Origin of the sequence: Microbulbifer thermotolerans (assembly GCF_900112305.1) — a bacterium.
Lineage (GTDB): Bacteria > Pseudomonadota > Gammaproteobacteria > Pseudomonadales > Cellvibrionaceae > Microbulbifer > Microbulbifer thermotolerans.
Window position 1 is genome coordinate 1 of sequence record NZ_FOKT01000012.1, and the last position, 25000, is coordinate 25000.

The window sequence follows — 25000 nt, forward strand, 5'->3', positions numbered from 1 at the left end:
GCTGCAGGCCGCGACGGATTTGCTCCAGCAGCTGGGATTGCTGTTCCGCCAACTGGTTTTCACCCAGAGGGTTTTCCTCGATGATCAGGCGGTTTTCCCGCAGGGCCAGATACACCTGCCGGTGCCTGTCGCTCAGATGGCTCGGCGCCTCTGCGTGGAGGGTGATGGAGTTGTGGCTTTCTGCGGTATGCAGGCTGCGCGCAGAAGGGTCGGGATATTTTTTGTCGAAGGCGAGGAATTGCTCGTAAATCTGATCGAGTACGTCCGTGTCAAAAGTCTCCAGCAGGAGGTGGACGTCGAGGTTTTGGGGCATCCCGGTGTGGTAGGTCCATCCCGCTCTCACCCGATAGCGAATTCCCCGGCGGTTTTCGACGCTCAAGTACATAGACAATCCCTTGGCCTGTTGTAAAAGCCAAATTTTAAATTAATGGAAAATTTTGGCAAAGGAGGGGGACTGTGATGAGTTACTAAAAATTAGCGAATAAGAGAATGCTTTTTATCAATTTAGCTACATTATTCGATATGTTTTAATTAATGCATGACTACGACATCCTCTCTGATGGTGGGGGGGCGGGGCTCTGCCGTTCAATTGTGCGAAACAAGGGCTCTAATTGATTCGCGAGGGAGATGTAGAGGGCTTCGCGGCGCTCCGGCAATGGGATAGGTTTTTCGAAAGGGCATGAATAAATCCTTACAACCCCTGCCACTCTACTATTCGGTGGTTTCGAAATAGTCATCTCTCCACCCGTACTTTTGATCTGGGTGAGGAGTATCTTAGTTAGCAAGGGAAATCAGAGGCCTCTTTGCGCTCCACAGCGGATGTGTAGCGTTGGAAGGTGGGGATTTCAATGAGGCCTCAATTTTCTCATGGCGGTGTGCTGAGTATCGCAATTGCGTTGGGAACTGGCGCGGGGTTTGGCATAATCTGCACTGCTTTTAGATGTGTTTAAAAAATATACTATGCGCCGCTGACCCTGGCACCCAACTCTATGACGCTTTCCCAATTCTTTGTCGCCGCTATTTTTATTCTGGTCATCGGCACCCTGATCTTTACCCGTTTCCGCCCTTCACTCATCTTCGCGTCCGCCGCCGGGGCCTGCTTTCTAACGGGTGTGGTGCCGGTAGAGCTGGCGCTGCAGAAAGGGGCCAACCCAGGGCTGGTGACGCTGGTTGTGTTGCTGCTGGTGTCGGTGGGGCTGGAAAAGGCGCGCTGGTTGAGAACGATATCCGACGGCCTGATCAATGGGTCTCTCAAGGCCAGTTTGGTGCGCCTTACCACGGCGACCGCACTGAGCTCCGCTTTCCTCAACAACACCGCGGTGGTTGCGGCCCTGGCATCCAGCGTCAAGGCACAGCGGCGCCACCCGGCGGCCAAGCTGCTGCTGCCGCTGTCTTACGCGGCTATTCTCGGCGGCACCCTGACGCTGATCGGTACTTCCACCAACTTGATCGTGAACAGCTTCGTGGTGGACCGCGGGGTGCCGGGGCTGGATTTCTTTGCCTTTCTTCCGGTGGGTGTGGCGGCGGCGCTGGTGGGGCTGTTGGTATTGTTGCTGTGTAACCGCCTGTTGCCGGCGGGGCCGGTCACGGATGAGCCGGTGACAGAGTATTTGCTGGAGGCGGAAGTGGTGGGCGATGCGCCCCTCGACGGCAAAACTGTGGAGCAGAACGGATTGCGGCGCCTGGAGACCCTCTATTTGGTGGAGATTGTGCGCGACGGGCATGTGATCAGCCCGGTGGCGCCCACGGAGGTGATCAAGTCCGGCGACAAGCTCATATTCAGTGGTGATGTGCGCGACCTGGGGCGGTTGCAGGATATCCAGGGATTGCGGGTGTTTGCCCTGGAGGACAAGGCGCTCGACATCGATTTGACCGAGGTGGTGATTTCGCCCAGCTCCAGCATTCTCGGACAGACCCTAAAAAGCTGCCAGTTCCGCACCCGTTTTGATGCCGCCGTGGTGGCCATGCGTCGCGGCGGTGAACGGTTGTCTGGCAAGCTGGGAGAAATCGAGTTGCGTGCCGGGGACGCCTTGCTGCTGGCGGTGGGGCCGGATTTCAAACACCATCTGAACATCGACAAGAACTTCTATGTGATCAGTGGAAGGGAGGTGCGCCGTGAGCTGTCCCGGCGCGACAACTGGCTGCTGGGGCTGGGTTTTGGCGCTGTAGTGGCAGGTGCGGCGCTGGGCTGGTTTTCGCTGTTAAAGGGGTTGGTGTTACTCCTCGCTGGTATGCTCTGTCTGGGCATTGTTTCCACCGCCGAGTTACAGCGGCGTTTTCCCTTCCAGATCTGGCTGATTATCGCCTGTGCACTGGTGCTGGCGGAGGCCTTTGCCGGCAGCGGGCTGGCGGATGTACTGGCCGGGGGATTGCGCGATCTGCTGCAGGGCTGGGGGCCACTGGCAGGCCTGGTGGGGATTTTCCTGCTGACGCTAGCGCTGACCGAGCTGATGACCAACAATGCCGCCGCCGCGCTGACTTTCCCCCTAGGGTGGAGCCTGGCGGAGAGTTTCGGCGTGAGTTGGATGCCTTTTGCGATGGCGGTGGCCTACGGGGCCAGCGCCAGTTTCCTGACCCCTTTTGGTTATCAGACCAACCTGATGGTGCAGAACCTCGGCGGCTATCACCTGCGCGACTTTATACGGGCGGGATTGCCGCTGACGGTGGCTTATTCCGTGACGGTGCTGGCTTTGTTGCCGCTGGTATTTCCCTTTTGAGAAATAAAAAAAAGCCGAGCCTGGGCGCCGAAAAGTGTAAAAACTGGCGGTCGGGAGCAGTGCGGGGTTGATGCCAGAAAATGAACGGAGGAGCAGTCTTTTTGCCGGTCGCCAAGCGCTTATTTGTCGTGGAGGAACATAAAAACCCCTCCATCGATTACTTCATCGCGCCTTACCTGCGAGAACTGGGCGTATCCCCCGTGTACTGCGCTTTTTCGCAGGTGCCCCCGCCGGAGCAGCTGCAAGGTGCCGGGGTGATTTTTGTGCGCTATGTACCTGCCAACTGGAGCGCCCTGGTGGAGCGCTGCCGGGACAGAATCGCCAGCGTGTACTTCTTTATGGATGATGACCTCTTTGACTGGCGGGCCTTCGCAGCTATGCCGCTGCACTACCAAATGAAAATCTTGCGGCTCAGCTGGTCGGGTCGCAAGTGGCTGGCGTCGGTTTCTGGCGTTTTTGCAACAAGTGTTTGAAAAAATAATCGCGGTGCGGGAACAGTGGCAGAAGGCGATTCGGGGAATTCCCCGCAGCTATAAATGCAGTGTTTTATATCTATAGTTGGGGGAAGTCAGAGTGCTGGAAACAGTGAGACGGATTATCCGCTTATTTTGACAGTGCCCCTGTGGCTGCTGGAGCTGTTGTCTTGGTGCAAGAGTTTTAAAAACAATTCGATGAACGGCAATTACTGACTGAACCTGTGCAGTTTGTATGCGGCATGGGTTGTGCTGGCGCAAGTGTTGTTTTGTTTCCGCTTACTGTTGTTGGTGTCTTTTGTATTGGCCTCGGGCTGGCGGGTAGCGATTATTTCGCCGAGGCTTTAGCCGCGAAATAGATCGGAGCGGGTTGATTTATTGGCAGTCGTATAGGTAGTTACAGGCGATTACACGCAGGGAAAACACGGGATCACCGCTGTGCTTGTGTATGGGGATTGCCGCCTCTACCACCGCCTGGCGCGGCAGGTGTGTAAAGAACTGGGGGTGTTCTTCGGGGTTTTCGAAGAGGGCTATTTGCGCCCGGATTTCGTCACCTTGGAGTGGGGCGGTGTCAACGCTTATTCCGGCACCGACTGGTCTCGCCCGGCTATCGACAGTTATCGTTCGGTTGGGCGCTGCGGCCCCTCCCGCAAAATCGGGCTCACCTTTTGGCAGCGGGCTTGGTTCGCGATTGCCTATTACCTGAGTGCGCGCTTCCATCGCGCCCGTTTTCCCCACTACCAACACCATCGCAACCGGGACTGGAAAGCGGAAACCGGTTACTGGTTGCTGAGTTTCTGGCGCAAGGGGCTGTACAAAGTGACTCAGCGGCGGATACTGCCGCGGTTAGTCAGTAATTTTTCCGGACGCTTTTTCCTGTTTCCGCTACAGACATGCGACGATTTCCAGATCCGCACTCATTCGGACCTGCTGTCGATCGAGCATTCGATCGATGTGGTTATCACCTCTTTTGCCGCCAATGCGCCACAGGGTGAGTTGCTGGTGATCAAGCACCACCCCATGGACAGAGGCTTCCGCCACTACGGAAAGCTGATTGATACCCTGGCGCGGCAGCGGGGAGTGGGAGACCGCGTTGTCTACTGTCACGATCTGCACCTGCCCAGCCTGTTGAAGCACGCGAGGGGTGTGGTGACTATCAACAGTACCGTGGGCATTTCCGCCCTGTTGCACGGGGTGCCGACCAAAGTGCTGGGCCGCGCCCTTTACGATATGCCCGGCCTCACTCACCAGGGGGACCTGCACGGCTTCTGGCGGCATCCCGATCCCGTGGACCAGGCTCTCTTCCGCCGTTTCCGCACTTATCTGTACGAGCGGACCCAACTGGACGGCAGCTTCTTTAAATACATCGACATCACGGTAGAAGCGGCCTGTCACCAACTGCTGCCGGTAATTGCCGCCAAGCCTGCGGCCGAGGCGATAGTTTCTGAGGCCGCTTACTGACAGAGGCCGGCCGCTATATGGCTGCGGGTGGTTTTGCCCGTTAAGCTGTTGCGGCGTGCCTCCTGTCTATGGAACCACTGGCGCTTGGTCTACCATTATCTGAGCCGGCTAAAATATATGCTGCCGGTTCCGTTAGAACCTGTTAGACTGCGCGGCCTTTTACCCCCGCCGTACCGGCGCCCGGCAGGGCGCACTGGCTCCAAGTGAACTCCGAAATGACCGATACCCCCAACGCTCCCAGCTTTGACCAGTTGGGTCTGCCGACGCAAATACTCAGCGCCCTTGAGAAGCTGGGCTATGAAAGTCCCTCGCCGATTCAGGCTCAGACCATTCCTTCTCTGCTGGAAGGCCGTGATGTGCTGGGGCAGGCGCAGACCGGCACTGGCAAGACCGCCGCTTTTGCGCTGCCCTTGCTGGCACAGCTCGACCTCAGCGAGCGCCGCGTACAGGCGCTGGTGCTGGCGCCGACCCGCGAATTGGCAATCCAGGTGGCGGAGGCCTGCCAGTCCTACGCCGCCAACTTGAAGGGCTTTCATGTGGCGCCGATTTACGGCGGCGCCGACTACCGTGGCCAGATGCAGCAACTGAAACGCGGTGTGCAGCTGGTGGTGGGTACCCCCGGGCGGGTGATGGACCATATGCGCCGCGGTTCCCTGGATCTCTCCGGTTTGAAGACACTGGTTCTGGATGAAGCCGATGAGATGTTGCGCATGGGATTTATCGACGATGTGCAGTGGGTGCTGGAGCAAATCCCGGAAGAGCGCCAGGTGGCGCTTTTCTCCGCCACCATGCCGAAGGAAATTGCGCGCATTGCTCGCGAGCACCTGCGAGAGCCGGTGGAAGTGAAAATCCGCGTAAAGACGGAGACCGCCGAGACCATTCGCCAGCGCTACTGGCCGGTGGGCGGTCTGCACAAGCTGGATGCGCTGACCCGGATTCTCGAGGCGGAACCGGTGGACGGCACCATTATCTTCGTGCGTACCAAAAACAGCACCGTGGAGCTGGCCGATAAGCTCACTGCGCGGGGTTTTGCAGTCGCTGCCTTGAATGGCGATATGGCACAGAACCTGCGCGAGGCGGTGATCGACAAGCTGAAAAAAGGCGCACTGGATATTGTGGTGGCCACCGATGTGGCCGCCCGAGGCCTGGATGTGGCGCGTATCAGCCATGTAATCAACTACGACATCCCCTACGATGCCGAGGCCTATATCCACCGCATTGGCCGCACCGGCCGCGCCGGACGCGAAGGGGATGCGATTCTGTTTGTCGCCCCGCGGGAGCGGCGCATGCTGCGGATTATCGAAAAGGCCACGAAAAAGCCCATTGAACAGCTGGAACTGCCCAGCGCCGCGGCGGTGAATAGTGCGCGTATGGAACGCTTCCGCGGGCGTATTACCGAAACCCTTGAAGGGCAGACAGACCTTGCCCCCTACCGCCAACTGGTGGAGGAGTATTTGGCTCACAACGAACGGGACCCTTTGGATGTCGCTGCGGCTCTTGCCGCTATGGTTCAGGGTGACCAGCCGCTGTTAATCAAGGAAGAGGAACGCAAGCCGCGCAAGAAAAGAGAGCGTGGCGACGACAACTTCGAGAGCCGCAAAATGGCCCGAAGGGCGGATTCCAAAGACAGGTTCAACAAGGGCGAGTACGAGAAAGATAAGAAGATGCCGCCGCCCGATGAAGGGCTGGAGCGTTTCCGTATCGAAGTGGGACGCGAGCACGGCGTACGCCCGGGCAATATCGTCGGAGCCATCGCCAACGAAGTGGATCTGGACAGCTCCTATATTGGCCGAATTGAGATTTACTCCGAGTACACCACGGTGGACTTGCCGGAAGGTATGCCGAAGGAGGTGTTTCTGCACTTAAAGCAGGTGCGGGTAGCCGGCCGACCGATGAAGATTTCCCGCCTCGGGGAGCGGTCTGGAAGGTCCAAGGCAAAGCCCCGCGGGGGACGCAGGGCAAAGCGCCAGTAAGATCGGTAGTCGCGGCCTGAGGCCGCGATCAGTGCTTTACCGCTGCGGCAACATGCGGGTCAGTGTGTTGTCCTTCTGCACAAAGTGGTGCCACAGGGCCGCCGCGATATGCAGTCCCACCAGAATCAACAGGGCTGGCCAAAAAACCTCTTTGTGTAAAAAGGCAATTTGTTTACCCAGGTCCGGGTTTTTCTCCAGCAGGCGCGGCAGCGCAAACAAACCGAAGAATTCGGTATCGCGTCCAAATAGCTGGCGCATTGAAATACCGGAAAGCGGCATCACCAGCAGCACCAGATACAGCGCCCCGTGAAGCAGTGAGGACAGGGCGCGCTGCCAGCCCGGCCCTTCGACCTGGGGGCGTTTATGGCGGGCCCGCCAGTACAGGCGCAGCACTAGCAACAGCAGTACAGTGATACCCAGGGAGAAATGCAGCCGTACCAGCCAGCCGCGCATGGGGTCTTCGCGGTCGTAAAATTCGTGCAGCTCTACTGCGCCCCAGACGCACAGCAGCAGTATCACGAACAGCCAGTGCAGGCCCTTAGTTACCGGGTGCCATCCCGAATTCTGATCAGTCATCGACAGTCTCCTCTTAAGCTATTGCAGTCATTCTAACCACATATTGAATACCGCCAAGGGGTAAGTGTTTGGTTTAAATTTCTTTACAGTTTGCCGTTATCCCCTGCTGAGCGTTCAGTAACCCACTACAGGCCAGCTTAATCTGTTACACAGCACGGATATCATTGAGGGTGGCGAAGCAGGTATCCCGCGCGGTTTGCAAAAAGTCTTCAATGAATGCCTGCGTCAGCATTTCTTCCCGCACCGCTGCGTAGAGGGTGCTCCACAAACCCTGCTCCCCCAGGCGGAGCTGGTTGACAAACCCTTTTTGCAGATACTCGTGCAGCGCCCAGTTCGGCAGCGCGCAAACGCCGCGACCACTGGCCGCGAGCTGTACCATCATCACCGTCAGTTCCGCCGTGCGCACATCGGCGGGTTCCACCCCGGCGGGGTCGAGAAAATGTTGGAAGATGTCCAGCCGCTCCCGTTCCACCGGGTAGGTGATTTGTATTTCCCCGGCCAAGTCCTCCGGTGACACCCAGCGCTTTTCCGCCAACGGATGCCTGCGGCTCAGTGCCAGCACCATTTCAAAGCGGAACAGCGGCTGGTAGTGAATCCCCTTCAAGTCCGGGTCTGGATTTGAGGTAACCACCAGATCCAGGTCGCCGCGCACCAGTGCCGGAAGAGGGGCGAAGTGGAAGCCACTGGACAGATCCAGTTCTACCTCCGGCCAGTTGTCCCGGTATTTGTCCAAAGTTGGCATCAGCCACTGGTAGCAACTGTGGCACTCAATGGCGATATTCAGCCGCCCGGCCTGGCCACTGGCCAGCCGGGCCAGATCCCGCTGTGCCAGCGCCACTTGCGGCAGTATTTCGTCCGCCAGTTGCAGCAGGCGCAACCCGGCGCTGGTGAAGCGCAGTGGCCGCGACTTGCGCACAAACAGCGCTTGGCCGTGGCGGTCCTCCAGTTCGCGGAACAGGTGAGACAGGGCTGACTGGGTGAGATGTAAGCGCTCGGAGGCGCGCACCATACTGCCGGTTTCCCGCAAAGTCGTGAGGGCGCGCAAATGCCGCAGTTCAATCATCTTTAGAAATATTCATGTTTCAGGCAAAAAATATGAAATTGATTGAACACCTTTGCACCCGCAGAATCAATCCCGAATTCGCCCCCTCGCTCCCCTTGTTGGAGAGGGATCGCTCCTAATGAACATTGAAAAGACCTGGGGAATTACCAATGGCACTGACACATATCCTCGGCTATCCGCGCATTGGCGCTGGCCGCGAACTGAAAAAGGCACTGGAGGCCTACTGGCGCGGGGATCTCCCGCAGAGAGAACTGCTGGCAGTTGGGGCGGAGATACGCCGCGGCAATTGGCAGGCGCAGAGGGAAGCGGGCCTGGAGCTGGTAACCGTTGGTGATTTCGCCTGGTACGACCAGGTGCTCAATCACACGCTGATGTTCGGCGCTGTGCCGCCGCGCTTTGACGAGGGCGCTGCAGACAACAAACTGGATCAGTATTTCCGCATCGCCCGCGGCCGCGCTCCCTCGGGCAGTCCCGTGGCCGCCAGTGCCATGACCAAGTGGTTTGATACCAATTATCACTACCTGGTACCAGAGTTCAGCGCCGACCAGAATTTCGCCTTGGACAGTGACTGGTTGCTGACCGAGGTGCAGGAAGCCCGGTCACAGGGCCACAACACCAAGGCGGTGGTTATTGGTCCTCTGACTTATCTGTGGCTCGGCCGCGCCGAGGGCGACGCCCTGGCACTGCTGCCGAAGTTGTTGCCCTGTTACACGCAGCTGTTGCGGGAGCTGGCAGAGGCCGGTGTCGAGTGGGTACAGCTGGACGAGCCGATACTCGGGCTGGACTTGCCGGGCGCGTGGCGCGATGCCTTTGCCCCTGCCTACCGGGAACTGAATGCGGCAGTACCTGCGCTGAAACTGCTGCTGGCTACGTATTTCTCCTCTTTACAGGAAAACTTGCCGCTGGCGTTTGCCCTGCCAGTGGACGGGGTGCATATCGATTGTGTGCGCGCGCCCGAGGAACTGTCCACTGCGGTGGAGGCTCTGGGCCCGAATCAAGTGCTGTCCGCTGGCGTTCTGAACGGTCGCAATGTCTGGCGCGGCGACTTGGCCAGCTGGCAGAGCCGCTTAAAGCCAATCGCCGAACAGTTGGGCGATCGCTTGTGGCTGTCTGCCAGTTGCTCTCTTTTGCACTGCCCAGTAGACCTGGAAACAGAAACTGGCCTGCCGGCGGAGCAGAGACAGAAACTCGCCTACAGTCGCCAGAAACTGGAAGAACTGAAGCAGCTGCAAAGCCTGTTGCAACAGGATGCGGCTACGGATGCGTCCGCGAGTGTTGCGGCGGTGTCTTCGAGTACTGCGCTGGAGGAGCTGCAAGATACCTGGCGCCCGCAGTCCTACGCCGAGCGTGCGCCACTGCAGGCCAAACGCTGGCAGCTGCCTTTGTTGCCCACTACCACCATTGGTTCTTTCCCACAGACGGATCTGCTGCGCAAAGTGCGCAAACAGTTCCGCAGCGGAGAAATCAGCGAACAGGATTACCGCGATCATTTGCGCGCAGAAATTGCCGAGGCCATACGCCGCCAGGAAATTCTCGGTCTGGATGTGCTGGTGCACGGCGAGGCGGAGCGCAACGATATGGTGGAGTATTTTGGCGAGCAGCTGGAAGGTTTCGTGCACACCGGCAACGGCTGGGTGCAGAGTTACGGCTCCCGCTGTGTGAAGCCGCCGATTATCTTTGGCGATATTTCGCGGCCGAAACCCATGACGGTGGAGTGGATCAGCTACGCACAGAGCCTGACGAAAAAACCGGTCAAGGGCATGCTCACCGGTCCGGTGACTATATTGAACTGGTCTTTCCCGCGCGAGGATATTCCCCGTGCCGAGAGCTGTCTGCAAATTGCCAAGGCGCTGCGCCAGGAGGTACTGGATCTGGAAGAAGCCGGTATCGGCATTATCCAGATCGACGAACCGGCCCTGCGCGAAGGGGTGCCTTTGCGGGAGTCGGAACACAAAGCCTACTTCGACTGGGCAGTGGCCTGTTTCCGCTATACCTGCAGTCAAGTAAAGCCGGAGACCCAGATCCACACCCATATGTGCTACAGCAACTTCAACGCGATTATGGATGCGATTGTGGCGCTGGATGCGGATGTAATTACCATTGAGTCCTCCCGTTCGGACCTGCAGTTGCTGCATGCATTCTCTGGCGAGAAAGGTGGTTACCCGAACGAGATTGGCCCGGGCGTCTACGATATCCACTCGCCCAATGTGCCGCAGCGGGAAGAGTTGGTGGCGCGCCTGAAGAAAATTTTGCAGGTTATTCCCCTGGAAAAACTTTGGGTGAACCCAGACTGTGGTCTCAAGACCCGCAATTGGGCGGAGGTGGGATCATCGCTGTTGAATATGGTGGAGGCGGCGAGGACGCTGCGCGCGGAGCTGGCCTGATTCGCTTGGGGCATTACTCCTGAACGAATTGCTCAGGCGATGGGGGACATTTCGAAACCACCGGCTGCAGGGAGGTATCCGGTCGAGCTACAGGGAAGTGCTCACGGGTTTTCGAAATGCCCCATTGCTTGAGCACCTAAGGTGCTCAAAGCGAACAAATCTGCGGTTTCTCAGTCCTCCGCGTAGCAATCCCGAGTGATATTCTCGACACCGTCTGCACGCACAATGGCGTTATCCTCGATACGCACACCGCCGAAGGGGCGCAGCGCATCGACCTTGCTCCAATTCACTTCTTTTGCCAGTTCAGAATCTTTCAGTTCCGCCAACAGGCTGTCGATAAAATAGAGACCGGGTTCGATGGTGAAAACCTGGTTTTCTTCAATAGTGCGCGTTGTGCGCAGGAAGGGGTATTGGGCCGGCGGGGGGGTGACGCCGCCTTCCGGACCGGCCTGATGGCCGCCCACATCGTGTACCTGCAGGCCGAGAAAGTGGCCCAGTCCGTGGGGCATAAAAGTGCCGGTAAGGCCGGATTCCACCGCATTGTCGGCGGAGGTTTTGATCACGCCGAAGCGATTCAGTAACTCGCCCACCTTTTGGTGACATTCCCGATGCAGGTCAGGGTAGGGGAGGCCCGGCTTCAGGCCGGCAACCAGCTCTTGTTGTTTTTCGTCCATCGCCGCCACAAGGTCCGCGAATTCGCCGTCGCGGTAAGCGTAAGTGCGGGTGATGTCCGCACAGTAGCCGTTGCAGTCGGCACCCGCGTCGATGAGGAAGGTCCTCCGTTCTGATTCCGGCAGGCGCTGTTCGGAGAGGTGGGTGTAGTGCAGTATGGCCGCGTGCTCGTTCAGGGCAATGATATTGCCGTAGGGCATGCGGTTTTCGCCCTGAGCCGCGGCTTGCAGATAGGCGAGGTTGATCTCAAATTCGCTGGCACCTTCGCGGAAGGCAGCTTCCGCAGCTCTGTGGGCTTTTACCGCTATGCGGTTGGCCTGGCGCAGGCAGGCGAGTTCATAGGGGGTCTTGTAGGCGCGCGCCCAGTGCAGCCGCGCCAGCAGTGCTTCTGGATTGGGGGTGCCGAGCGGCCAGCCATCCAGACCGTCGGCCTCGCCGAGAAAGGCGGCCCCTTCTGCGCTCAGGAATTGTTTGGCATCTGCCGGGCTTGCGATCAGCTCGATATCGTAAAAGTCGCTCCAGTAGGTCTGCGGCGCTGGCGGCACATAGTGCCAAAAGTCCACCGGGCGGTAGAACAGCAGCTTGGGCTTCTGCCCGCGGCGGTAGATCACCCAACTGTGGGGATTGTCGGTTACCGGTACCAGCGCTTTGAACTGGGGATTTACCTTGAAGGGGTAGTAGTTGTCGTCTAGGAACTGCACCTTGGGTGCGCCGCTGAACACGTTGAGTGTGTCGAAGCCGCAGGCTTCGAGAATGTCATCGTAGCGGCGTTGCAGGGTGGCGATATGTTCAGCGTAGAGATTCTTATCCATATTGTTCCCCGGATAGGTGAGCGGGTTTGTGAATCAGTCAATCGGCATAGTGTATAGTCTGGGCCTTGGATATTTGGCCTGAATTTCGAACATGGAAAAGAAGATACTGCTGACCGACTGCCCCGATGCCAAGGGGCTGATCGCGAAAATCACCAATATTTGCTACAAGCACCAGCTCAATATCATCAAGAACGATGAATTCGTCGATCGCGAGCAGGGCCGCTTTTTTATGCGTACCGCACTGGAGGGGATCTTCAACGACCAGACCTTTCTGGAGGATCTGGATCTCACTTTACCGCAGGGGGCAAAGCGGCGTTTGGTGGCCAGTGGGCGCAAACGCCTGGTGCTGATGGTGACCCGCGAATCCCATTGTCTCGGCGATATTCTGATGAAGTGCTACGCCGGTGCCCTGGATGTGGAAATCGCAGCGGTGATCGGCAACCATCCGGACCTGGGCTCGCTGGTGGAGAAATTCGATATCCCCTTCCACCACCTGCCGGCGGATGGTCTGGAGCGGGCGCAACACGAGCAGCAGGTGATGGCTCTGGTCGATGACTACTGTCCGGATTACCTGGTGTTGGCCAAATACATGCGGGTGCTGACACCGGATTTTGTGGCCCACTACCGGGACCGCATTATCAATATCCACCACTCATTCCTGCCCGCATTTATCGGTGCCAGGCCTTACCAGCAGGCCTATGAGCGAGGTGTGAAGTTGATTGGGGCAACGGCGCACTTCGTCACCGACGATCTGGATGAGGGGCCGATTATCGAGCAGGACATTATCCATGTGGATCACGCCTATTCCGCCGCAGCCATGGCTGCGGCCGGGCGGGATGTGGAAAAACTGGTGTTGACTCGCGCGTTACAGCTGGTGCTGGAGGAGCGGGTGTTTATCCACGGCAACAAGACGGTGGTGTTTAAATAGTTTTTACACTCTGAATTTAGGGAACCTTTGATTAATTCGCGTGAACACTATGGTAGCTTCCGGGGCGCTCAGGCTACAGCATCCATTCGGAATGGCGCTCGAACTGAGTGGCAAAAGAAAAGGCCGGGAAAATTCCCGGCCTTTTTTGCACACTCTCTTTCCGTGTATCGGTGAGAGGGGTTATTCCGCGTAGCTCTCTACCGGCGGGCAGGAGCAGATGAGGTTGCGGTCGCCGTAGACATTGTCGATGCGGTTAGAGGCCGGCCACACTTTGTGTGACTTCAGCCAGGACGCCGGGCGGCCGGCCACATCGCGGGAGTAGCTGTGTTGCCACTGGTCCGCCATCACGTCATCCAGGGTGTGCGGCGCATTGTGCAGCGGGTTGTCCTCGGCGCTGTACTCACCGTTGATCACCTGCTCGACCTCTTTGCGGATGATTGTCATGGCTTCGATAAAGCGGTCCAGCTCTTCCTTGGATTCGCTCTCGGTGGGTTCGATCATCAGGGTGCCGGCCACCGGGAAGGACATGGTGGGGGCGTGGAAACCGAAGTCCATCAGGCGCTTGGCGATATCTTCCTCGGAGATGCCGCTGGCCTCTTTCAGCGGGCGCAGGTCCACCAGACACTCGTGCGCGACGAAGCCGTTGCTGCCCGTGTAGAGCAGGGTGTAGTGCTCGGACAGGCGCTTGGCTACATAGTTGGCGTTCAGAATCGCCATCTCGGTGGCGCGCTTCATACCCTGTTTACCCATCATGCGGATATACATCCAGCTGATCGGCAGAATACTGGCGGAACCCCAGGGCGCCGCGGAGATGGTGCCGTTTGCGGTGTCGGTGCCCGGTATTTCGGTCACAGGGTGGCCGGCCAGATAGGGCTTGAGGTGCTCGCCGACGGCGATGGGGCCCATGCCCGGGCCGCCGCCGCCGTGGGGAATACAGAAGGTTTTGTGCAGGTTCAGGTGCGAGACGTCGCCGCCGAACTGACCCGGTGCGGCGACGCCGATCAGGGCGTTCATGTTGGCGCCGTCGATATACACCTGGCCACCGGCAGCGTGGATCAGATCGCAGATCTCGCGGATGCCTTCCTCAAACACGCCGTGAGTGGACGGGTAGGTGACCATCAGCGCGGCGATGCGTTCACCGTGTTCCTCTACTTTGGCCTTGAGGTTGTCGATGTCCACGTTGCCCTTGCTGTCGCAGGCGACCACAACCACTTTCATGCCCGCCATCATCGCGGAGGCCGGGTTGGTGCCGTGGGCGGAGGCGGGAATCAGGCAGATATCGCGCTGGGTTTCGCCCTTGGCTTCGAAGTATTTTTTGATTGCTACCAGGCCCGCGTACTCGCCCTGGGAGCCGGCGTTGGGCTGCAGGCTCACGGCGTCGTAGCCGGTGCAGGCGGCCAGCATCTGTTGCAGCTGTTCGAACAGCGCCGCGTAGCCCTGGGCCTGATCGGCGGGGACGAAGGGATGCAGTTTGCCGAACTCCGGCCAGGTTACCGGGATCATCTCCGCGGTGGCGTTCAGCTTCATGGTGCAGGAGCCCAGCGGGATCATAGAGTGGTTCAGCGCTATGTCCTTGGACTCCAGGGTCTTCAGGTAACGCAGCATCTCGGTCTCTGAGTGGTAGCTGTTGAAGACCGGATGGGTGAGGAATTCGCTTTTGCGCGCCAGCTCGGCGGGCAGGCCCTGGGAGCCTTTGGCCGCTATCTCGCTGTCCAGCGCGGACAGATCCAGGCCGTGCGACGCGCCGCAGAAGGCGTCGAGTATGTCGGATACATCCTGCAGGGTCGCGGTTTCGTGCAGGCTGACACCCAGGGCGTCGCCAGCTACTTTGCGCAGGTTGATTTCTGCGTCCAGAGCGCGCTGGTAGATCTCGCCCTGCTTGTCGCCGGTGTTGACGGTCAGGGTATCGAACCAGCTGTCGTGGGCCAGCGCGAAGCCTTTCGCTTTCAGGCCTGCGGCGAGGATATCGGTCAGGCGCTGAATGCGCGCGGCGATTGTTTTCAGTCCTTCGGGGCCATGGTAGATGGCGTAGAAGGCACTCATCACCGCCAGCAGTACCTGGGAGGTGCAGATATTGGAGTTGGCCTTTTCGCGGCGGATATGCTGTTCGCGGGTCTGCATGGCCATGCGCAGGGCGCGCTTGCCTTTGCTGTCTACGGACACGCCGATGATGCGGCCGGGTGCTGAGCGCTTGTAGGCCTCGCGGAAGGCGAAGAAGGCGGCGTGGGGGCCACCGTAGCCCATGGGAATCCCGAAGCGCTGGTTGTTGCCAACCACCACATCGGCACCCATTTCACCCGGTGCCTTCAGGGCCACCAGGCTCATCAGATCGGCGGCAACAGTTACCAGAGCGCCCGCTTCGTGGACTCCGGCGATGATATCAGTCAGATCGCGTACCCGGCCGGTGGAGCCGGGGTATTGCAGCAGCGCGCCGAAGAGTTCCGCGGGAATATCTTTTTCCACATCTCCAACGATCACTTCAAAACCGAAGTGCTCGGCGCGGGTTTTGACTACGGCGATGGTTTGCGGGTGGCAGTCGGCGTCTACGAAAAAGACGTTGGACTTATTGCGCTTCACCTGGCGTTTGCACATGGCCATGGCTTCAGCGGCGGCGGTGCCTTCGTCGAGCATGGAGGCGTTGGCCATTTCCATGCCGGTCAGGTCCATGATCATTTGCTGGAAGTTCAGCAATCCTTCCAGACGGCCCTGGGCGATTTCCGGCTGATAGGGCGTGTAGGCGGTGTACCAGCCGGGATTTTCCAGCACGTTGCGCAGGATGACGTTGGGCGTAATCGTGTCGTGGTAGCCCATGCCGATAAAGGTACGGTAGATCTTGTTGCGGCTCGCCAGCGCCTTCAGTTCTGCCAGGGCCTCTGCTTCGTCCACTGCATCTGACAGGTTCAGTTCGTCAGTTTTGCGGATGGCGGCGGGCACTGTTTTCTCTATCAGCTCGTCCAGACTGGAAACACCGAGGGTGTTCAACATTTCCCGGGTCTGCGCGTCGTCGGGGCCGATATGGCGCTGGATAAAGGCGTCGTGTTGTTCCAACTGCTGAAGAGATGGCTGAGTCATAAACTTCATTCCTGTAATCGCAGGGAAGTGCGGTTAAACATAGCCCCTGTTTCGATCCCGCGGTTCTGGCATTGGTGCCCTGTTGTTTTTTTGCGGGTAAACGTGGGAGAAGCGGGCGCAGCTGCCAGACAGGCGGATTGCGGGGTCTGGGGGCCGGCGAGCCGGCGCGCATCTTAGCAACCGCGGGCAGTGCCGGCAATCTGGTAGTTTTTGGCGGTAAATGTGCTAAATTGTGTCAAAAAATGTGAGATATATCCTGTTATAACGCAGTCGGCGTAATTTTATTCTGCTGGCGCTCAGAACCCTTCCTTGGTTGTCCGGGCTATCAACCATACTCCCTGGAGATTCTGGGCAGGCGATGGAGCCAAGCCGGCTGGCGCCGACTGTTGTGCTTTTGGGATAGGAGTTGATCCCAGTCTTTTCTGTGGGGTAGCAAAGGAAATGCAGTTACACAGTTTGCGGGTAAAGGCCTGCGTCTTTTCACTCTTGCTAATTGTGGCGATGTGCCTGTTCTTTATTCTGCTGGGCAACAGCAGTCTGCAATCGCTGCTGGAAAAGAGTCGCAACGACCGTTACCTCACTTACCAGTACCAGGTGTCCTGGTTGTTGCAGCAGTCGCGGAAGGATCTTCTTCAGCTCGCAGATCTTGTGGCAGTGGGGCGGGAAGGAGATTCCGGCGACGTGGAAACCATGCAGCGGCTGTTCGATCGCCGCTGGGAATATCTGCGAGCCAGCTGGGGCCTGGAATCCCTGAAATTGTACGCGAATGACCGGCGCCCGCCGATGGTTTGGGGAGAGTCCGCCCGCCAATTGGCACCGGAACAGGTCCGCGAAGTGATCATCAGCGGCCAGTCCCTGGAAAGCATCCACTGCGCGCGCATTTGTGTGCAAAGTCTGGCGGTACCGGTGGCAGCGGGGGGCGGCAGGGAATATGTGTTGCAGTTGGACCGCTCGCTTGCCGGGCTGCTGCTCGCTTTCCGGGAGATCACTGGATCGGACATCGGCATTGTTGCCGAAGTCCGCGGCGCTCCCGCTCAGCATCCCGGCGACTATCTGGAAAACTGGGAGCGGGAGGTGATCGCACTTACTTCCCAGGAAATCCTTCTGCCGCTATTGCACCGGGTAGCCGCAGAGCAGGAGGAAGTGCCCGGGCTGCAGTACTCAAAAAGCCACCCCTTCGAAGGGCGTCATTTCGATGTGAAAACCATGCCTGTTCCGGGGGACGGCGATCGCGGGGCCCGCTTTGTCATTGTCGATGACGTTTCGGACCAGGTTGAACATATCGGCAATTCCCTCAGGGTGCTGATAGTGTTCTCGGCGCTGGGTGCCGCTATGTTCACGATTGTGGTTACCAGTGTCTTGTGGCGGCCGATACTGCGGCTGCGGCGCCTGGCGGAGGCGCTGCCCTTGCTGAGCGAGGGCAAGTTTGACGCCGCCCGCAGTTTGATACGGCCTGTGGCCAAACACAGTTCCCGGTTTGACGAAATCGATGTGCTGGATTCCACCGGTCTTGCGGTGTGCGACCAGTTGGAAGTGATGAAAGAAATCGTGTCGCAGAATACGGCGGAGCTGGAGCGGATCGCCATGTACGACACCCTGACGGGGCTGGCCAACCGCCACAATATCAGCGAGGAGCTGAATAAATATCTGCACTGTGGCGACTTCATCGAGGGCACCGCCTACCTGTTTTTCGTCGACCTGGACAACTTCAAGCAGGTGAACGACTCCCTCGGCCACCAGGGCGGCGATGACTTGCTGCGGGTGGTGGCCCAGCGGCTGGTGAGTGTGATGCGCTTTGGCGATATTGTCGCGCGTCTGGGTGGGGATGAGTTTTGCGTCTTCGTGCGCTCTCTGCCAGCGGATGGCACCTATCGCACGCTGGCGGAGAAAATGTTGAAAGTGGTTGCCGAGCCGGTGCGCATTGGCGACGAAATGGTACGGGTTACATTGAGTATTGGCGTTGTCGCCATTCCGGAGCACGGCACGACATTGGAGACCATTCTCGAGAAAGCCGATATCGCCATGTATCACGCCAAGTACCGCGGCAAGAACAAATACCAGCTCTACACGGCGGATCTACCGGGCATCGAGCAGTTGGCGGAAGCCTGCGCGGAGCGGCCGATAGGAGAGGTTGTCGCCGCCGACTCCGGCGACTGACCCCGGGAGGTGCGGCTGTACGGGAGTGCCAGGTACAGCCGCGGGGGGATTACATTTGCTCCATTACCTCGATGCCCAGCAGGTCCAGTCCGGTGGCGATGGTGCGCGCTACCAGATTGCACAGCTGCAGGCGGCTCTGTTTCTGTGCTTCACTCACACCTTCTTTCAGTACCGGACAAGCTTCGTAGAAGGCCATATAGGCGCTGGCCAGGTCGTAGAGGTAGGTGCAGAGCACGTGTGGAAAGGTGTCTTTGGCCACCTGATCCAGCACTTCGCCAAACTGGCACAGTTTGATCGCCAGAGTGCGTTCTTCGGCGGTCTCCAGATGTATTTCGCCCTTCAGTTCGCTAGGCTCCACACCGGCGCGGCGGAAGATGCTGCGCACGCGGGTGTAGGCGTACTGCAGGTAGGGAGCCGTGTTGCCCTCGAAGCTGAGCATGGCTTCCCAGCTGAAAACGTAGTCGTTAGTACGGGTCTTGCTCAGATCGGCGTATTTGACTGCGCCTATGCCCACCTTGCGGGCAATTTCCGCACGGGTGGCCGGGTCCAGGTCGGGGTTTTTCTCCGCCACCAGGTTTGATGCGCGCTCTACGGCTTCGTCCAGCAGGGCGGCCAATTTGACAGTGCCGCCGGTGCGGGTTTTGAAGGGTTTGCCATCGTCGCCCATCATGGTGCCGAAGGCACAGTGTTCCAGAGTGACGTTTTCCGGCAGGAAGGCGGCTTTGCGGGAGGCGGTAAAGGCCTGCTGCAAGTGCAGGGACTGACGTGCGTCAACCACATAGAGGATGCGATCCGCCTGGAGCTTGTTGGCCCGGTAACGGATTGCGGCCAGGTCGGTGGTAGCGTAAAGGTAGCCGCCGCCTTTTTTCTGGATAATCATCGGGCTGGGGTTGCCCTCTTTGTCAGCCATCTCCTCCAGGAAAACGACAATCGCCCCCTGGTCTTCGACTGCGATGCCGCGGTCGAGCAGCTCTTTGACCAGTACCGGCAGGTCGTCGTTGTACTGGCTCTCGCCGTAGACATCGCTGCGCTTTAGAGTAACGTTCAGCTTTTCGTAGATCTCCTCGCTGTGGCTGATGGAGATATCGATAAATTGCTGCCACAGCTTCAGGCATTCGGGGTCGCCGCCCTGCAGTTTCACCACATATTCGCGCGCGCGGTCGGCAAAGCCTTCCTCGTCGTCGAAGCGCACTTTGGCCTCGCGGTAAAAGGCTTCCAGGTCGGCCAGGGCCACTTCTGCGTCGCTGTTCTCCAGCTTGTCAGACAGGTGTGCCAGCAGCATCCCGAACTGGGTTCCCCAGTCGCCCATATGATTCTGACGAATTACCTTGTGGCCTTGGAATTCCAGCAGCCGCGCCAGGGCGTCGCCGATAATGGTGGAGCGCAGGTGGCCGACGTGCATCTCCTTGGCCAGGTTGGGGTGGGAGTAATCAATTACCACCGTCTGAGGTTCCGCCGCTGGGGCGATATTCAGGCGCGGGTCTTTTTCCGCTGCAGCCAGCTGCTCCGCCAGCCACGCTTGGCTCAAATGAATATTGAGAAAACCGGGGCCGGCGATCTCGACCTTTTCGATCATCTCACCTTTGTCCAGGTGCTCGAGGATTTTGCCCGCCAGCTCTCGCGGATTGGTGCCCATACGCTTGGCTGCGGCCATGGCGCCGTTCGCCTGGTAGTCGCCGAAACCCGCCTTTTTTGCAGGGGCCACTACGGGGCCACAGTCTTCGGGGATACCGGCGGAGATCATAGCGGCCTGGAACTTGTCGGAGAGAAGTTGGCGAATATTCATAGATAGGAGCTGCTGCTGTAATTCGTGGAATCGCGGGATTTTAATGGAGGGCGGCGGCTTTGCAACCGGCCGGGGGGCGTGCTCCTCCGGTACTCTTTCCCCACACCGATGCTATGATGCGGCACAAACAGGGGGGAATGTGAGTAATAACACACTTTACTGGCACGATTACGAAACTTGGGGTACGGATCCCGGTGCGGATAAGCCCGCCCAATTCGCCGGTATTCGTACCGACGAGGACCTGAATATTGTCGGCGACCCGCTGATGCTCTATTGCCGCCCGTCCAGCGATTGCCTGCCGCAACCGATGGCCAGCCTTGTCACCGGCATCAGTCCGCAGAAGGCGCTGGCTGAAGGGGTCCCGGAAATTGAATTTATCCAGCGTATCCTCGCCGAATTGGGTGCGCCAGGTACCTGCGGCGTCGGCTACAACAGCCTGCGCTTCGACGACGAGGTGACCCGCCACACCCTCTACCGCAATCTTCTCGATCCCTATGAGCGGGAGTGGCGCTCCGGCAACAGCCGCTGGGATATTATCGATATGGTGCGCCTGACCTATGCCCTGCGCCCCGAAGGTATTGAGTGGCCGCAGCGGGAGCCGGGTGTGCCGTCGTTCCGTTTGGAGGAGCTGACCGCTGCCAACGGTATTGCCCACGAGGGGGCCCACGACGCCCTGTCCGATGTGCGTGCCACCATCGAAATGGCGAAGTTGGTGCGGGCCAAACAGCCGAAGCTCTATGACTATGTATACCGGCTACGGCGCAAGCAGGAGGCGGCGAAACTGATCGACCTTCGCAGCCGCAAGCCGCTGCTGCATATCTCCGGCAGGGTGCCCGCATCTCAGGGCCACCTGACTTACATAGTCCCTCTGGCGATGCACCCGGTAAACCGCAACGCGGTCATTGTCGCCAACCTGGCTATGGACCCCGAGCCGTTGTTTAGTCTGGATGCAGAGGCATTGCGCGAACGCCTCTATACCCCCCGCGACCAGCTGGGAGAGGGCGAGCTGCCGGTGGGACTGAAGCTAGTGCATCTGAATAAGTGCCCGGTACTGGCACCGGCCAATATGCTCGGCGATGGGCGTGCGGGGGAACTCGGTATCGACAAGGCCGCCAGCGAGGCCAACTGGCAGCGACTGCGGACGGCAGATCTCACGGACAAATTACACCGGGTTTTCCTGGATGGCGAATTTCCACCGCGCGACGTAGAAGCCCGGCTCTACGACGGTTTCTTCAGCGACGCCGACCGGGATCTCTGCCGCGAGCTGCACCGGGGCCTTGCCGAGCGCGGCCCCCAAGCTTTGGCGGCAGAGGTGCCATTTGCTGATCAGCGTCTACCGGAATTACTGTTCCGCCTGCGAGCGCGCAACTTTCCCGAGACACTGTCTGCGGAGGAGCAAAGCCGCTGGCAGGAGTGGCGTTACCGCCGCCTTACCGACCCCGCCGCGGGAGCCAGTATCACTCTGGAATCCTATTTCGAACAGATTGCCGAACTGCGCGAGCAGTTTCCCGACAAGGTAGCGCTGTTGGACCAACTGGAGGCCTGGGGCGACAGTCTGCTGGCATAAGTGAAGTGGGGCGTTACCGGTTTAGTGGAGGCTGCGGGATGTGTTCGCGTCTTTTGAAACCGTAACTCCGGTGCCGGGCGCCCCAAAATCAGTGACAGCGCTTATGTGAATTCATCAGTGGTTCCCCAGGGAACCTCTGAATAATTCGTGTGAACACAATGGTAGGTTCCGGGGCGCTCAGGTAATAGGACGGATATTTCGAAAACGCACGAGTACTTCCCTGTAGCTCCGACGGGTACCTCCCTGTATCCGACGGTTTCGAAATATCCGTCCTATCACCTGAGCTTCATATCCGCCCCAAATGAATTAATCAGAGGTTCCCTAGGCGCTTTACCTGGGGGCGAGTAAAATGCCTGCGCTAAAAACTCGCGCCCCAGGGCGCAACCAACGGAGTAACAATGGACTTTATCGGAGCCAATATCCTATCCGTCAGCCAGTTTGAACGCGGCGATATTGACCGTGTCTTCCAGGTAGCAGACAAAATGACCCCTTATGCGCGCCGGGAAAGGGTCACCCGGGTACTGGAGGGGGCTATTCTTGGCAATATGTTTCTGGAGCCGAGTACCCGGACCCGTCTCAGTTTCGGTGCGGCCTTCAACTTGCTCGGCGGCACTGTGCGCGAAACCGTGGGCATCAAGGCCAGCGCCATGGCCAAGGGAGAATCCCTCTACGATACGGCGCGGGTACTGTCCGGCTACAGTGACGTTATCTGTATGCGCCACCCGCAGGAGGGTTCGGTGGCGGAATTCGCCGCCGCCAGCCGCGTGCCCGTAATTAATGGCGGTGACGGTGCCAATGAGCATCCCACTCAGGCGCTGCTGGATCTCTACACCATCCGCAAGGAATTGGAGGCCAACGGCCGCTCCCTTGATGCCTTCCGCATCGCCATGATCGGCGACCTCAAGTACGGGCGCACGGTGCATTCTCTGTGCAAGCTGCTTTGCCTGTTCAGTAATGTGCAGATCATACTGGTGTCGCCGCCGGAGCTGGCAATGCCAGAAGCAGTGGTGGAAAAGCTGCGCAGTGCGGGCCACCAGGTGAAGATTTCCGATCAGCTGGAAAGCGCGATATCTCAGGTAGATATTGTCTACTCCACCCGCATACAGGAAGAGCGCTTCGCCTCCCAGGAAGAGGCCAACCTCTACCGCGGTCGCTTCCGCCTGAACCGGGAAATCTTTACCCGCTACGCGCAGCCGAACACCGTAATTATGCATCCGCTGCCGAGAGATTCCCGCGCGGAGGCCAATGAACTGGACACCGATCTCAACGAGCATCCCAGCCTCGCTATCTTCCGCCAGACGGACAACGGCCTGCTGGTGCGTATGGCGCTCTTCGCCCTGCTGCTGGGGGTGGAGGGCAAGGTCGATCACTACGCTCGCGAAGTGCGCTGGCACAGTCGCCGCAACCCGGAGAGCCTCTGAGCACCAGGGAACCTCTGATTATGAACACAATGGTAGGTTCCGGGGCGCTCAGGCAATAGGGCGGATATTTCGAAAACGCACGAGTACTTCCCTGTAGCTCCGCCGGATACCTTCTTGTATCCGACGGTTTCGAAATATCCGTCCTATCACCTGAGCTTCACATCCGCCCCGGAAGAACCTCTGCCGCCAGGAAATGAATTAATCATAGGTTCCCTAGGTTCGGGTGAGTGCTCCCTGTCAGCTCGCGCGGGCTGGCTAGCCGCGCCTGCGCTCCCCCGGCGGGGTGGCGTATGTGAAACCGGTTGCGGGGTTTTCTGTTACGCTGTAGCTGTTGCCACTCTCGTATCCGGGAGGGATGCCATGTCGAAATGGATTTCGAAATTGAGTCTCAGTGTCGCCGTGCTGCTGCTTGTGGCTTTTATCGCCGCTGGCGCCGGCGGCCAGCAGCAAGTCCGCCCCCATATTGCTCTGCTTTCCATTGAAGGGCCAATAGGTCCCGCCACTACCGACTATCTGGTGCGGGCAACGGAGGAAGCGGCAGAAGCGGGTGCACAATTGATCGTGATCCAGATGGACACGCCCGGTGGCCTGGACGCCGCCAGCCGCGACATTATTCAGCATATTCTCGCTTCCCCGGTGCCTGTCGCCACCTATGTGCATCCGGCAGGTGCCCGGGCTGCCAGCGCCGGCACCTATATTCTCTATGCCAGTCAAATCGCTGCCATGACACCGGCCACCACCCTGGGCGCCGCCACTCCAGTGCAGATGGGCGGTATGCCCGGGCAGCCCGCTCCCGGCGAGCAGCCCGGCGACCAGTCAGCCGGGAAAGAAGACAAGGAGCGCGAAGAGGGCGCGGCCAGCAACGGGAAAAAGGCGGTACCGGATTCCGGAACCGCCATGCAGCGCAAGATCGTCAATGACTCGGTGGCCTTTATCCGCGGCCTGGCCAAACGCCACGGGCGCAACGCAGACTGGGCGGAAAAAGCGGTGCGGGACGCCGCGACTCTCACCGCGAGCGAGGCCCTGGAAGAGAATGTCATCGATATTGTGGCCAACAATACACAAGACTTGATCAAACAGTCCGCCGGGCGCGAGGTAATTTTGGATGAGGGCTCACTCACCCTGTCTTCGGATCTCGCCGATCTGCCACTGGAGTCTTACCGGCCGGACTGGCGCAACGAATTGCTGGCGCTGATCACCAATCCGCAGATTGCCTATATTTTGTTGCTGATCGGTATCTATGGGTTGATTTTCGAGGGCTATAACCCCGGCGCCCTGGTGCCCGGCATCATCGGCATTATCTGTCTGTTGTTGGCGTTCTATGCATTGCAGGTACTGCCAATCAACTACGCCGGTCTAGCGCTGATTGTCGTCGGTGTGGCGTTGATTGTCGCGGAGGTCTTTGTGCCCAGCTTCGGCGCACTGGGCATAGGCGGCATTATCGCGCTGGTGATCGGCTCGGTGATGCTGATCGACACCGACGTCCCCGGCATGCAAGTATCGCGCGGATTGATTGGCGCTATCGCCGGCGTCAGTGGCCTGGCGATGTTGGGCATATTGTTGGCTGTGGGCAAGAGTCTGCGCAAGCCGCGCCCGGCCATGGATCAGGCGCTGGTGGGAAGCGCCGCGGTGGTCAGCAATATCGAGGACGGCGACGTACTGGTGCACCTCAACGGCGAAATCTGGCGGGCTAGTTGCGCGCAGCCTTTGCGGCAGGGGCAGCGGGTGCGGGTTGTGGCGCAAAAGGGGCTATTGCTGCAGGTCGAACCCGAAGAAAGCGGCTGAGGGGGCCACTGGAACCTCGACAGTGAATGGATCGGAGGTTCTCTAAAGGAGCCTCTGATTAATTCATTTGGGGCGGATATGAAGCTCAGGTGATAGGACGGATATTTCGAAACCGTCGGATACAGGGAGGTATCCGTCGGAGCTACAGGGAAG

16 protein-coding genes are annotated in these 25000 nt (G+C 58.9%); 10 read left to right on the forward strand and 6 right to left on the reverse strand.

The features are described 5' to 3' along the window. Positions 1-385 (reverse strand): hypothetical protein (locus BM155_RS15760; RefSeq protein WP_139223303.1); only part of this gene is annotated, 385 nt, incomplete at its 3' end. A 604-nt stretch (positions 386-989) separates the two neighbouring features. Here BM155_RS15760 and BM155_RS15765 point away from each other — a divergent pair. From BM155_RS15765 to BM155_RS15780, 4 genes are all read left to right on the forward strand, one after another. Further along, positions 990-2717, forward strand: a complete 1728-nt coding sequence (locus tag BM155_RS15765) for an SLC13 family permease (protein ID WP_074904205.1) — start codon at positions 990-992, stop codon at positions 2715-2717. A gap of 101 nt (positions 2718-2818) precedes the next feature. Continuing rightward, positions 2819-3190, forward strand: coding sequence for a hypothetical protein (locus BM155_RS15770; protein ID WP_139223304.1), 372 nt, complete (start codon positions 2819-2821; stop codon positions 3188-3190). Positions 3191-3628: 438 nt separating this feature from the next. Continuing rightward, positions 3629-4651, forward strand: coding sequence for a capsular biosynthesis protein (locus BM155_RS15775; RefSeq protein WP_074904210.1), 1023 nt, complete (start codon positions 3629-3631; stop codon positions 4649-4651). A gap of 215 nt (positions 4652-4866) precedes the next feature. Next, positions 4867-6624, forward strand: a complete 1758-nt coding sequence (locus tag BM155_RS15780) for a DEAD/DEAH box helicase (RefSeq protein WP_074904212.1) — start codon at positions 4867-4869, stop codon at positions 6622-6624. Positions 6625-6660: 36 nt separating this feature from the next. Here the strand turns inward: BM155_RS15780 and BM155_RS15785 are convergent, their stop codons facing one another. Together BM155_RS15785 and BM155_RS15790 are read right to left on the reverse strand one after the other, a co-directional pair. Further along, positions 6661-7200 carry a cytochrome b gene (locus BM155_RS15785; RefSeq protein ID WP_083421237.1) on the reverse strand — a complete coding sequence of 180 codons (540 nt, stop codon included), beginning with the start codon at positions 7198-7200 and terminating at the stop codon, positions 6661-6663. Positions 7201-7345: 145 nt separating this feature from the next. Beyond that, positions 7346-8263 carry a LysR family transcriptional regulator gene (locus tag BM155_RS15790; RefSeq protein WP_067154717.1) on the reverse strand — a complete coding sequence of 306 codons (918 nt, stop codon included), beginning with the start codon at positions 8261-8263 and terminating at the stop codon, positions 7346-7348. Between the two features lie 149 nt (positions 8264-8412). Here BM155_RS15790 and metE point away from each other — a divergent pair, with 149 nt between their 5' ends. Then, positions 8413-10647 (forward strand): 5-methyltetrahydropteroyltriglutamate--homocysteine S-methyltransferase, encoded by a 2235-nt coding sequence (gene metE / locus BM155_RS15795; RefSeq protein ID WP_074904217.1) that lies wholly within the window; start codon positions 8413-8415, stop codon positions 10645-10647. Between the two features lie 170 nt (positions 10648-10817). On the opposite strand, the gene pepQ is transcribed toward metE, so the two are convergent. Then, entirely contained in the window at positions 10818-12131 is a 1314-nt protein-coding gene (gene pepQ, locus BM155_RS15800) for a Xaa-Pro dipeptidase (RefSeq protein ID WP_074904218.1), read from the reverse strand. 91 nt (positions 12132-12222) lie between these two features. On the opposite strand from pepQ, the gene purU reads away from it, so the two are divergent. Further along, a complete protein-coding gene (purU, locus tag BM155_RS15805) occupies positions 12223-13059 on the forward strand; it encodes a formyltetrahydrofolate deformylase (RefSeq protein ID WP_067154709.1) in 837 nt (278 codons plus the stop codon). A 180-nt stretch (positions 13060-13239) separates the two neighbouring features. Here the strand turns inward: purU and gcvP are convergent, their stop codons facing one another. After that, positions 13240-16131, reverse strand: coding sequence for an aminomethyl-transferring glycine dehydrogenase (gcvP, locus tag BM155_RS15810; RefSeq protein ID WP_074904220.1), 2892 nt, complete (start codon positions 16129-16131; stop codon positions 13240-13242). A 441-nt stretch (positions 16132-16572) separates the two neighbouring features. On the opposite strand from gcvP, the gene BM155_RS15815 reads away from it, so the two are divergent. Next, entirely contained in the window at positions 16573-18288 is a 1716-nt protein-coding gene (locus BM155_RS15815) for a diguanylate cyclase (RefSeq protein ID WP_074904223.1), read from the forward strand. Between the two features lie 49 nt (positions 18289-18337). On the opposite strand, the gene argS is transcribed toward BM155_RS15815, so the two are convergent. Then, positions 18338-20074, reverse strand: a complete 1737-nt coding sequence (gene argS, locus BM155_RS15820; protein WP_067154702.1) for an arginine--tRNA ligase — start codon at positions 20072-20074, stop codon at positions 18338-18340. 139 nt (positions 20075-20213) lie between these two features. Here argS and sbcB point away from each other — a divergent pair, with 139 nt between their 5' ends. The 3 genes from sbcB to BM155_RS15835 all read left to right on the forward strand — a co-directional run bounded on the left by sbcB (position 20214) and on the right by BM155_RS15835 (position 24847). Continuing rightward, positions 20214-21641 (forward strand): exodeoxyribonuclease I, encoded by a 1428-nt coding sequence (gene sbcB, locus BM155_RS15825; RefSeq protein ID WP_074904225.1) that lies wholly within the window; start codon positions 20214-20216, stop codon positions 21639-21641. A 398-nt stretch (positions 21642-22039) separates the two neighbouring features. Continuing rightward, complete coding sequence (locus BM155_RS15830) at positions 22040-23062, forward strand: aspartate carbamoyltransferase (protein WP_067154696.1); 1023 nt, start codon at positions 22040-22042, stop codon at positions 23060-23062. Between the two features lie 360 nt (positions 23063-23422). After that, positions 23423-24847, forward strand: coding sequence for an NfeD family protein (locus BM155_RS15835; protein ID WP_067154693.1), 1425 nt, complete (start codon positions 23423-23425; stop codon positions 24845-24847). The last annotated feature ends 153 nt before the right edge of the window (positions 24848-25000 follow it).